The sequence below is a fragment of the Sporolactobacillus inulinus genome, from assembly GCF_006539285.1.
In the GTDB taxonomy this organism is placed as follows: domain Bacteria; phylum Bacillota; class Bacilli; order Bacillales; family Sporolactobacillaceae; genus Sporolactobacillus; species Sporolactobacillus inulinus.
The window spans coordinates 1-11,134 of record NZ_BJMS01000101.1 but is presented as its reverse complement, the minus strand read 5'-3'; the positions used below and the strand labels follow the sequence as shown (position 1 = coordinate 11,134).

Below are 11,134 nucleotides of genomic sequence, written 5' to 3'. Positions count from 1 at the left end.
ATGACCTTTTTAATCATTTTCGGGCCCATGCCGGCCATATTCATTCGTGACAGCGGCAGATGATTCGCATTCTTCGGCAACATCATACTGAACAGTTTGTCAGTTCCCGACTTGTTGATCTTCGTATTGGCATGTCGCTTAATAATATTTAGCCCCCAGAAAGTGAAGAAAAGCGTGACCGGCTTACCCATTGCGGCCGCACCAGTCGCAATAATAAACGTTGCAATTGCTTTATCCAAATCGCCGTCAAAAACCACCATTGTTGTTGCACCGCCAGATTCTGGGGCTGTATGCACCGCATGAGCAGCATCGTCGCGACTAGCCATGGCCCCCTTCACCACCGTCGCAACGACCTTATTGCCGACAATGTCATTCGTCAGTAATTGATTACCTGTCGCATTTGCCCAGGCAACAATATCCTTGTGAAAGCCAAAATCAGAGGCCTGCACTTGCATGATATCTCCCTTATTCATCTTCTCCATGGATTGCTTAACCTTGAGAATAGGTCCAGGACATTGCAGTCCGCAGGCATCTACTTCAATTTTCGTACATTGAGGCGCTTGCTTTGCCATGGTTGAAGACAGCTCACTTTGAGCTGCAGGATGAGCTTGTGCATTCATTTGGCCCGTCTCATATTTGGCTTGTTCATAAGTTTTCAAACCGCCGTCAAGATTATATACATCAAAACCATTCAGTGCCAAAATTCGCGCCGCATTATAACCGCGAAGCCCTACAGAGCAATACACATAAATCGGCTGATCCTTGGGAAGCTCCGCAAGCCGGCCTCGCAATTCACCTCGCGGTATGTGATGACTGCCAGGAAGTTTTCCGGTAGCCAGTTCGAAGGATTCGCGTACATCCAAGAAGTACGCCTGTTTCTCAATCAGCGCATCGACCTCATCCCATTCAATCGTCTTTACTAATCCCTGACGCTGATCCGCCGCGATATAACCAGCATAGTTTACCGGATCTTTCGCCGAGGCATACGGCGGCGCATAGGCAACTTCGACCAATTGAAGATCCTCAATCGATCCGTTTAAACGCATCACTGCCGAAATGATGTCAATGCGTTTGTCCGCACCTTCCGTACCAATCGCTTGCGCACCGAGAATTTTCCCTTGTTCATCATAGATCACCTTCAATTCAATCGGTGCTGCACCGGGATAATAGCCAGCGTGGGAATTGGGATGTAAATGAGCCACCCGATAGGAAATACCGGCCTGTTTCAAAAAACGCTCATTTTTCCCCGTGGTTGCCACCGTGAGCGCAAAAACTTTCGCCACAGCTGTTCCCAGCACAGGGGGATTCTTTGCATCCAGTCCGTTTAGATAATCTGCAAGAAACCTCCCTTGACGATTGGCCGGTCCGGCAAGCGGGATTAATGTCTGAGTGCCGGTGATGAAATCTTTTACTTCGATCACATCGCCAATCGCAAATATATCCGGAACATTCGTTTCGAAATGCCCGTTAACAACGATGGCGCCTTTTATGCCCGTCTTTACGCCTGCTTTTTGCGCCAATGTACTGTCGGGCAGTACACCGATCGCCATCACGGTTAGTTCGGTGTCTATTTCTTTGCCGCTGCTGAGCACTACCGCATGTCCGTTCCCTGAAAAACGTGCAATCCCATCATTTAAAATGAGCTGCACACCATGAAGTTCAATTTGTTCATGAACGAATTGCGCCATTTCAAAATCGAGCGGTGCCATTACTTGCGGACTCGCTTCGACCAGTGTGACCTCCAGCCCAAGATCGACAAGATTTTCAGTCATTTCCAGACCAATAAATCCGCCACCGATCACTGTAACTTTTCGCACATTATGGGCATCGATATAATTCTTTATACGCTCAACATCCGGTATATTCCGTACGGAGAAAACATTATCCGCCTGATCAAGTCCCGGGATCTTAGGAATTATCGGTTTTCCGCCAGTGGAAAGAATTAAACGGTCGTAATGATCCGTTGCCGTTTCCCCGTTCAACACATTTTTTACTGTAATGATGTGCTTTTCCGGATCTATATCTACTACTTCTGTGTTGTTGTGAACTTCAATATTGAATTCCTTGACCATGTTCTCAACCGATTCAACAAGCAGCGCGTCTTTTTCACGGATCGTACCACCGACATAATAAGGCAGACCGCAATTAGCAAAAGAAATGTAAGCGCCCTTTTCATACATGACAATGTCATTTTCTTCACTTAATCGCCTGAGCCGTGTCGCCACACTTGCACCGCCGGCGACACCGCCGACAATAATGATTCGCTTTTTCACAATGGGTCCTCCTGCTTCACGTATTCATGGCAACACTTTCGCCAATGTTCAATCACATTATACCCTATAGGGTATGCAGATTACAACCCTTTCAGCCATCAAAAAAGATGAGAAGCTTTTTACCATTCTCCCTTGGTCAATTATCGATTTTTTGTTAACTGACAATAAAGTCGTTTACTAAGAGCTGTGCCAAGCCGCATTCATCTGTTGGAAAACATATCTAAATTAAAATTGTATAAGCAATAGATTATATATTGCAAGGCGTGGACCTTTATTTTTACGTCACTTTTGCAATTGCCCGTTTATCTTCTGCAATTGATACACTTCATGACATCAGCATCAGTTGACATAACTATACAACTAGTTTTATAATTTTGTTTAGCGAAGGAGGTTATTTAATGGTCACAGAACAGAGAGCGTGGAATATTCGAACTGATGAAGAGATCAAGCAATTCATCGCTCGTTCAAAAGAGAAACTTACTTTTCTAAGAAACAATGAATCGCTTGAAAAGAAAGCTGAACTGTTCAAGTCACTTGGGGATGCGACACGATTAAAGATTGTCGGCATGTTACTGATCAGTGATCTATGCATGTGTGAGATCGTTTCAGGGCTTCAATTGCCTCAATCAACGATTAGCCATCATTTAAAAATTCTTGAACGCGGTGGAGTAATCCATTCTAGAAAAGATGGGAAGTTCACTGTTTACACATTAAGCACACCGTTGAATTGTCTATCAACAACACCTCACGAGTAAATCCCTTGCGGATGGTTTTATCTTGTCTGGCATCTATAATTTTTATTATTAAGGAGCGATTTCAAATGATCATTAAAATTTTGGGGACCGGCTGTAAACGATGCAAAGCACTTGAGCAAAATGTTCGTGAAGCCATTTCATCGGCTCAGGTCAATGCCACTGTTGAAAAGGTTGAAGACATTCCTTCAATTGTACGTTACGGAGTCATGAGTACACCTGCACTAACCATTGATGAGAAGGTCGTATCAGCGGGGAAAGTTCTATCCGTTGATGAGGTTGTCGGGTTATTAAAAAAATAATTTTTGATTGAGGGAAAAATGATGAATATTCATGACCTACTAGAACAAATGAAAAAACAATCCGGAAGCACTCCACTTCCCATGAAATTATTGAGTCAGTTGGATGAAAGCGCAGTATTTGAACATGTCAACAACAAAAAGTGGCTGTATAGCAAAACCGCTGTTCCAAACAAATATAAGCTTCTAATGAGCATAGCCGCCGCTGCAGCATTAGGACAAGAAACCTGCATTATTTCATATGTCAAAAGCGCGCTGATCCAAGGAATAAGCAAAGATGAGATTGTAGAGGCCTTGCTTACTGCCAGATTTGTAAAGGGTACGACGGTTATTTCAGCTTCACTGGAAGCGATGAAGTTGCTAGTTAATCAAACAGAGAAATTAACCTAACCCTATTGTTTTTTTCTAAATGCCGATGGTGAGAAGAAGGGGTCAAATGGCATTTCCATCTTTTTACGAAAAAACGCCACCCTTCTTTTTCTTATTGTTATTTTTGGCAATAAAACGCCGACTATTTTCACGCATTAACTAGCTAAAGCTATGGATTAAAAATCAAATTTACAAGAAGATGATACTTTGGATAAGAAAAAAATACTGTTGATACTTGGCCTTGCGGGTTTTGTCACAATGGCGGACAATTGGGTGGTTTCACCTATCCTTCCGTCTATAGCACAGAACCTAAATGTGGATGTTACATCTGCTTCAGTGATAATTTCAGCATACATGCTGCCATTTGGATTGTTTCAGCTGTTGTATGGATATCTTGCAGAGCGATTCGGGAAGAAACAGGTTATCACATTTTCAATATCAATGTTTACAATAGCGACTACCTTATGTGCATTTTCTGTTGCACTGCCAGATTTAACAGCATACAGAGCGTTAACAGGAATGTTTGCAGCAGCGGTGATGCCAGTTTCATTGGCACTTATAGGTGATTTGTTCCCAATAGAAGAAAGACAATCAGCAATAGGAACATTTATGGGGATATCTTTTCTAGGACAGGGGCTGAGTATGGCGATCAGGGGCTCTATTGCATATTTTTTAAATTGGAGAGGTGTATTTGGAGTTTACGCAATTTTGGCCGTTGTTTCTTCCATCCTACTGTTTACCATCGGTAAAAAGATACCTTCAACAAAAAACAAGGAAAGCAAGGCGATAATGCCTTATATAAACGTACTCAAAAATCCATCAAGTGTAATTATCTATACATTAGTCATATTTGAAGGTATCTTCTTAATTGGTTCCTTTTCATTCCTGGGAGGCTTCATTAAGCAGACTTTTGAATTAAATAATTTTGCGATAGGAATAGTTATGACTGCGTTTGGCTTAATGGCATTACTTGCAGGCAGGAAGTCGGGAGTAATAGCAAGAAAAATAGGCCGCAAGAAAACTGCAGCTGTTGGTATTAGCTTTGCCTCTTTAGCGGATTTGTTGTTCATCGTATTGGGAAATTCCCTGCCAATTGTTGTGATCGCAATTGGGCTGATGGGTTTGGGTTTCATGCTAGCTCATTCATCCTTCCTGACTGTGGCTACAGAATTTGCAGCAAAAGCAAGAAGCGTTGCCACATCCCTCGTCGCCTTCTGCTTTATGGGTGGTGGTGGGATAGGTACTGCTCTTGGAGCGAAAATTGTTGCTGCATCAAACTTTAGAGCGCTGTTTATCATCTATGGTTTTGGGCTTCTGTTGGTGACGTTCAGCGTTCTACTTGTCAAGAATAGCTTTAACCCAAGCTCAGAATCATAAAAATAGAATAACCATGACTGAAATAATTATGTTCCGCTGACCATTTTAAAGAGGAAGTGACTTTATGTTCACGCCAATACAGATCTTTGCCGACTGGCTTGTCTATAATATTTTTGGAATTGCTCAGGATAGCAAACTTGGAAGTGCTTTGAATTTTTTCGTGTTTGATAGTATAAAGATCTTTATATTGCTCTTAATAATCATTTATGCAATAACTTTTCTAAGAAGTTTCTTTCCCCCTGAAAAAACAAGAAAGATCCTTGCCAAAAACAAAGGGAACATTTTTATCGGTCATATCCTAGCGGCACTTCTTGGCATCGTGACACCGTTTTGCTCATGCTCAGCCGTCCCCCTTTTCATCGGTTTCGTAGAAGCAGGGATACCGTTCGGAGTCACTTTTTCCTATTTAATTGCGGCTCCCATGGTAAATGAGGTGGCATTAGGGCTTCTATACGGATTATTCGGTTGGAAAATCGCGCTTATTTATATCGCTTCCGGTGAAATGATTGCTATAGTCGGCGGCATTATTTTAGGAAAGATGAAACTTGAAAAATACGTCGAAGGCTATGTCTATAAAATGAATGTCAAAGCTGATCAAGACATTCCAGATCCATCAATGAAAGAGAAATTATTGGATTCTTGGGTTTTCACATGGGATCTAATAAAGAAGATTTGGATCTATGTCATCATCGGCATTGCTATAGGTGGCGTGATGCATGGCTGGATTCCGGCCGGAGCACTAGCAGAATATGCCGGTAAGGACAATCCCTTTGCAGTACTTATTGCTGTTTTAATCGGCATTCCATTATATTCAAATGCAGCAGGAGTTATTCCACTGGTCAGTGAGCTTACAAGAGCAGGAGTCGCAACAGGAACGGCATTATCATTTATGATGGCTGTAACCGCATTGAGCTTGCCGGAAATGATTCTTTTGAGGAGAGTACTGAAACCGAAGCTGCTTGCAATATTTATTACTATTGTCGGCCTTGGGATTGTATTTACAGGTTATTTGTTTAATTTTATTATTGCATAATTTTGTAAACTGCAAATAAATTTTCTATCATCTATTTTCCGCCAGATCCCATACTGGATTTGGTGGAATTATTATTGTTTTTACAAAAAAATACTCTTCCAGTGTCACAGGTGACTACTCATGAAAGAGTTATATAAACGCATATATAACTTTCTGGGTTTGACCGTTGGTATGATTGAGTAAAAATGTCCTTCTGAATCTCAACCTACAATGTCCACTCTTTAATAAATTTTGAAGCATCTTTAGCCTATATGACGATTTTAATAAAACCATCCGTCTTCACGACATGTTTGTTAGTTCTATTAATCAATGAATCCCCTACAAACAGGCCGCTAATAATGATCAAGACACATCCAAAACGTATTAGCGATAGCTATGTTTTTCTTTAAGAAAGAGAATGACAACAGCATATAGAACATACCCCAACTCATATTCAGTTCAAGAACAGTCAGTACGGATACAGAGAGTGCAATACCCTTAATCTGGCAACCAACTTTTCTACTGCAGGGCTGATCTTGGACATAATTAACCCTACAATCAATTTTAGATATATTTTGATTTCCACAGGATGAAAAAAATCTTAATATTCATGATTCAGTAGAATATTTTAAACGGCATTTCCTGCTATATCTTCTTGGATGCTAAATGGATTTCTGTGAAAGCAATGCCTAAAGCCATCCCAATATAAAAAATTGGTCCGTAGAAATCTAAAAAAGCAGACAATTGTCGGCAATTCTTACATATTATGGTTTGATCGCTTGAATAACTGATGAAACAATGTACTTTTCAATCTCTATCCCCGGAGACCTGTTTTCCAAAACACTAATTGATAATGCACATGAGAAGCGACTGGAATACGAAGTATCGAGATCATTCTTAATTTCTAAAGGCAATTCAGTCGTCAAAATAATATCAGAAAGACGCCCTCCGGGGGTTTATCAGAAGAAAGATTGACGACACAATTTGAAATGATCACGTATGGTCTGATCAGCGACCGGCAAATGTTCAATTTCTCCTAAGATGCAACATTTTTCAGCCTGTTGCCGGTCAGGCAAGATTATGCATGAACAAAACCCATGATCCGATCAGGATCATATCCGAGTACCCACTGACCATTCACATTTGTTTGCGGTACACCCATTTGTCCGGTTGTTTCCACAAGACGTTGACCGGCAGCAGGATCTTGCTGCACATTGATTTCTTTAAATGGCAGTCCTTGCTTTTTCAGAAAATTCTTCACCATATGGCAATAAGGACAAGTATTGGTCGTGTACACAGTTACTTCATTCATCATTCATAGCTCCCTTATAAAGTTTTTCACAATCTTAGTATTTGGATTTCTTATCTCGGCGAGCCGAGAACTCAGTTTTTTTAACTGTTCGTTCCGACTACACTTGCAGTATATACCTATACGGGTATTATGGAAACTGTTTTGCTCACCATTTTTTCAATCAGCCCTCATTCAGCTTTCATGACATTACTTAAAGTATGACAAAAGCAAACCGCGTGATCTGTTTGATCCTGCGATTTGCTCACTCTAGTTTAATCTAATGGGTTACTTTGCTATTTAATCAAAAGTTTACCGTACATGCCCTTTTGTGCATGGCCGGGATACTGGCAGATATAATAGAACGTACCTGGCTGAATTGCCTTAAATGTGGTCGTGGCCATTGCGAAATGGCCGCCTGAGGTTTTGGGCAATGCACGTAGGATACTTCCCGGATAGATACCTCCGTCCATCATTGACATATAGTCATAGGGCGGTGCGGCATCGGTGATTTCAAAGGCGTGCGGCATGTCTGCGTCTTCGTTTACAAACGCTACCGTGACATCAGCACCTTTTGTCACGACCAGCTTCGGATTGACCAGGCCGTCAATGACAAATTTGCCATCGGTCTTCTCGGGACCGCCCGCAATGACAAGCGTCACACTATTGCCTGAATAGGTAATGGTATTCGTTTTTTTGTCAACATGCGCATTCTTCTGTGCAGCAGCAATATCCTTCTGAACGGCAGATTCGGTGACACTGGCTTGGCCACTGTAACTATCTCTCGCCCCGTTCATCATGCCGTAACCGCCACCCATCATACCATAACCATATCGGTCGTAACTCGCTGCATCTGGATTGACATTATCGTCACTGCGATCTGTTTGTGCTGCTTCAGCTTGGGTCCGTGTTTTATTTTGTATGGATACAGCAGAGACTGTTTGAATAGCACCAAAGATGATTAATCCTATTGCAAAGATGCCGACGACGGATAACGCAGCCATCGTTATTCTCATTTTCACGATCCATGCCTCCTTATAAGAATCTGCGAGAGGATTGTTTATCGCATTGGTATACTGCTTTAAATCGTCATCGGGATTCTAATGATAAAATTGCTTCCTTTACCAGGCGCTGATGCGACACGAATCGTTCCCCCGATTTGCTCCAGATTCTGCTTCACAACATACAGTCCCAACCCTTCTCCGGGAACCGTCTGGGCGTTACTTCCCTTGTAATAGGCTTCAAATAAATGCTGCTGTTCTTTGGGCGATATACCTGCACCAGTATCCCTGATCTCGATAGTGAGCATCTTCTCATCCGCCTGGAAGAAAACCTCCACTTTACTGCCCGGTTGGGTGAATTTGTAAGCGTTGGTCAGGATGTTGTAAATACTCTGGCTCAGTTTATACAAATCGGTCTTAATCATTATTTTCTCGTGACTCATCAAGGAAAGTGCGACTTGCTTCTGATCGAATTGAAGCTTAAGCCCGGCAATAATTCGTCGCAGTAAATGGCTGAATTCGAATGCTTCGACGCGGAGCGGGGATGCTTTTCTTTCGGTATCCAGCAGACCGCTCATATTGGAAATGATTGAGGAAATATTCTCGATCTGCATTTCACAGGTTTTGATTTCCTCTGGTGTCAGATCAATGACCCCGTCCTGAAACCCTTCCAGATGTGTCTTCAATATTGTGAGCGGCGTCCGCGTCTGATGAACCATTTCATCAAGTAGACGCTTACGCCCTTTTTGTTTCAGCTTTAATCGTGATTTCAATTCCTTCAGGCTTTGCTGGATAATCCGGACCTCCCGGATTTTTGAGAGCGGAATATCCACCTGATTTCCCAAATCGATATTCAGCGCCATAGATGAGGTATTTCTTAAGTCTCTGCTCAATCTTCGGCTCACGAAGAGCCCGATTATTATCAGTAAAGCCAGCACGATAACGAAAGAGAGCAGGCTGGTGCGAATCAGCGCGGAACGAAACATCATGGAAGTCAGAGAATCACCGATGGAACTGTAGTGCGTCACGTTTACCGTGCCGATCGAAATGCCGGATTCCTTGAGTTCCGTCCGGTCGACCTCCTGGGAAAATGTGCCCGGCGCCCTGTGCCGCATCATACCGCTCATCATATTGTTCATGCTGCTAATGTCATTACTAACATTCGCAATGACCGAGCCATCCGCTTTATAGAGCGTGATTCGGGTAACCGGATCGTTCAAATATGACGCAAGCTGCGCCTCAATCTGCCGGGTAGTCATGTTATTTTGAGAAAGTGCTATTTTTGAAAAACTCTTGATCTGTGACAGGCTTTTATTATATTCACTGGTCGTGTAGGTCTGAAAATAGCGGTTGATGAGCGAACTGAAGATCAGCGTATTGACAACGATCGCAAGAACGGCCGTTAGGGTCAGCATGATCAGCCACTGCCGCCGTATGGTCATTGTTTCACATCCCCGAAAATGTAACCCGCACCATATTTTGTGATGAGCATCTTTGGATGCCTGGGGTCTTCCTCGATTTTCTGACGAATACGCTTGATATAACTGTCAATGTTGCGGTCATATCCCTCGTAATTGTTTCCATATGCCAGTTCAATGAGCTGCTCTCGGGTCAGCACCTGACCTTGATGCCGAAACATAACAAGAAGCAGTGCGTACTCGGCAGAAGTGACCGGAATCTCTTCCTCTCCCTGATAGAGCTTCATGCTGCCGGTATGCAAGTGCAGCGCTTTACAATGATAAACCATTTCATCGGTTTCATGGTAAACCCGCTTGATGATCACCCGAACACGTTTCATTAGCTCCTTAAGGCTGAATGGTTTGACGACATAATCATCTGCGCCCGTGTCAAACCCGTGAAGTCTGTCAATTTCCTCCTGCTTTGCTGTAAGCATAATGACCGGAACGTCGGAAACCTTTCGGATTTCCCGCAGCACCTCAAATCCGTCAATTCCAGGCATCATAATATCTAATAGAATGAGGTGAATGGTCTGGCTGCCAAAGATCTCAAGTGCTTCGAAGCCATCTTTCGCAAGAGAAGGAATGTAGCCTTCTTTCTCAAGATATTTGGCTACGACATCCCGTATTTCCTTTTGATCTTCCACAATCATCACATGATAGTCCATTCCACTCAACTCGTCCCCATTTGAGAATTATGCTGCTTTGCCTGCCTCATCAAATACGTCCGCTGTTTATTTGCCCAGTACCTTCTTCATCTTTAAGTACTCCTCTTCGCTTATTTCTCCCTTTGCGTAACGTAGTTTCAAAAGTTCGAGCGAACCGTCATCCTTTTTTTTAGGTGAGGCCATTCTGAACAGAATCACGGCGACAATGATGACCGCAGCCAGCAGCAATACACCCGTACCCATCATCATCCAGGGCCCAAAAAATCCGTCTCCATAGCCAAAACATCCACCAAAACCATTATATCCTCTGAACATCATACAAATCCTCCTTAACTGTCATTTAAATTTTGTCGCTTAAGACCGGATTGTTTTCAGCATCCGGTTGTAGGTATCTTCGTCAATCTCCCCTGAGACAAAACGCTGTTTCAGGATCTCTTCCGCATTTGACGTTTTATCCCGGCTGAGCCCGTTTCTGCTTGTCTGACGAAAAAGGTAGTAGCCACCAAACACTAGTAGAATAATTATAAGAAGCATCAATAGAAAGGCCTCCTTTGGATTGTTTCTATAATCATTATTACCGAAAAATGTGGCACAATTATGATTAAGTTCATTAAATTTCAATTTAAAACATGGTATAA

The 11,134-nt window shown here is 42.6% G+C and carries 12 protein-coding genes; 5 read left to right on the top strand and 7 right to left on the bottom strand.

The window, feature by feature from the left end:
- On the bottom strand, positions 1–2,273 hold a 2,273-nt coding region (locus tag SIN01_RS12305; RefSeq protein ID WP_141306107.1), incomplete at its 3' end, for an FAD-dependent oxidoreductase.
- Between the two features lie 398 nt (positions 2,274–2,671).
- On the opposite strand from SIN01_RS12305, the gene SIN01_RS12300 reads away from it, so the two are divergent.
- From SIN01_RS12300 to SIN01_RS12280, 5 genes are all read left to right on the top strand, one after another.
- Positions 2,672–3,028, top strand: coding sequence for an ArsR/SmtB family transcription factor (locus SIN01_RS12300; RefSeq protein WP_010023833.1), 357 nt, complete (start codon positions 2,672–2,674; stop codon positions 3,026–3,028).
- Between the two features lie 65 nt (positions 3,029–3,093).
- A complete protein-coding gene (locus SIN01_RS12295) occupies positions 3,094–3,327 on the top strand; it encodes a thioredoxin family protein (protein ID WP_010023834.1) in 234 nt (77 codons plus the stop codon).
- A gap of 18 nt (positions 3,328–3,345) precedes the next feature.
- Positions 3,346–3,714, top strand: a complete 369-nt coding sequence (locus SIN01_RS12290) for a carboxymuconolactone decarboxylase family protein (protein WP_130031235.1) — start codon at positions 3,346–3,348, stop codon at positions 3,712–3,714.
- 186 nt (positions 3,715–3,900) lie between these two features.
- The gene (locus SIN01_RS12285; RefSeq protein ID WP_010023837.1) at positions 3,901–5,070 is read left to right on the top strand and encodes an MFS transporter; all 1,170 of its coding nucleotides are present in this window, start codon (positions 3,901–3,903) and stop codon (positions 5,068–5,070) included.
- 64 nt (positions 5,071–5,134) lie between these two features.
- Entirely contained in the window at positions 5,135–6,103 is a 969-nt protein-coding gene (locus SIN01_RS12280; protein ID WP_010023839.1) for a permease, read from the top strand.
- A gap of 1,057 nt (positions 6,104–7,160) precedes the next feature.
- Here SIN01_RS12280 and SIN01_RS12270 read toward each other — a convergent pair.
- The 6 genes from SIN01_RS12270 to SIN01_RS12240 form a co-directional block, all read right to left on the bottom strand.
- Positions 7,161–7,394 carry a glutaredoxin family protein gene (locus tag SIN01_RS12270; RefSeq protein ID WP_047034754.1) on the bottom strand — a complete coding sequence of 78 codons (234 nt, stop codon included), beginning with the start codon at positions 7,392–7,394 and terminating at the stop codon, positions 7,161–7,163.
- 272 nt (positions 7,395–7,666) lie between these two features.
- Complete coding sequence (locus SIN01_RS12265) at positions 7,667–8,386, bottom strand: sulfocyanin-like copper-binding protein (RefSeq protein WP_237760104.1); 720 nt, start codon at positions 8,384–8,386, stop codon at positions 7,667–7,669.
- A 65-nt stretch (positions 8,387–8,451) separates the two neighbouring features.
- The gene (locus SIN01_RS12255) at positions 8,452–9,813 is read right to left on the bottom strand and encodes a sensor histidine kinase (protein WP_010025312.1); all 1,362 of its coding nucleotides are present in this window, start codon (positions 9,811–9,813) and stop codon (positions 8,452–8,454) included.
- Positions 9,810–10,496: a response regulator transcription factor gene (locus tag SIN01_RS12250; RefSeq protein WP_010025311.1), complete on the bottom strand. Its 687-nt coding sequence runs from the start codon at positions 10,494–10,496 to the stop codon at positions 9,810–9,812. Before SIN01_RS12250 ends, SIN01_RS12255 begins: the two co-directional genes overlap by 4 nt.
- 66 nt (positions 10,497–10,562) lie before the next feature.
- The gene (locus tag SIN01_RS12245) at positions 10,563–10,814 is read right to left on the bottom strand and encodes an SHOCT domain-containing protein (RefSeq protein WP_141306106.1); all 252 of its coding nucleotides are present in this window, start codon (positions 10,812–10,814) and stop codon (positions 10,563–10,565) included.
- Between the two features lie 36 nt (positions 10,815–10,850).
- Complete coding sequence (locus SIN01_RS12240) at positions 10,851–11,030, bottom strand: SHOCT domain-containing protein (RefSeq protein ID WP_010025307.1); 180 nt, start codon at positions 11,028–11,030, stop codon at positions 10,851–10,853.
- Positions 11,031–11,134: the final 104 nt, after the last annotated feature.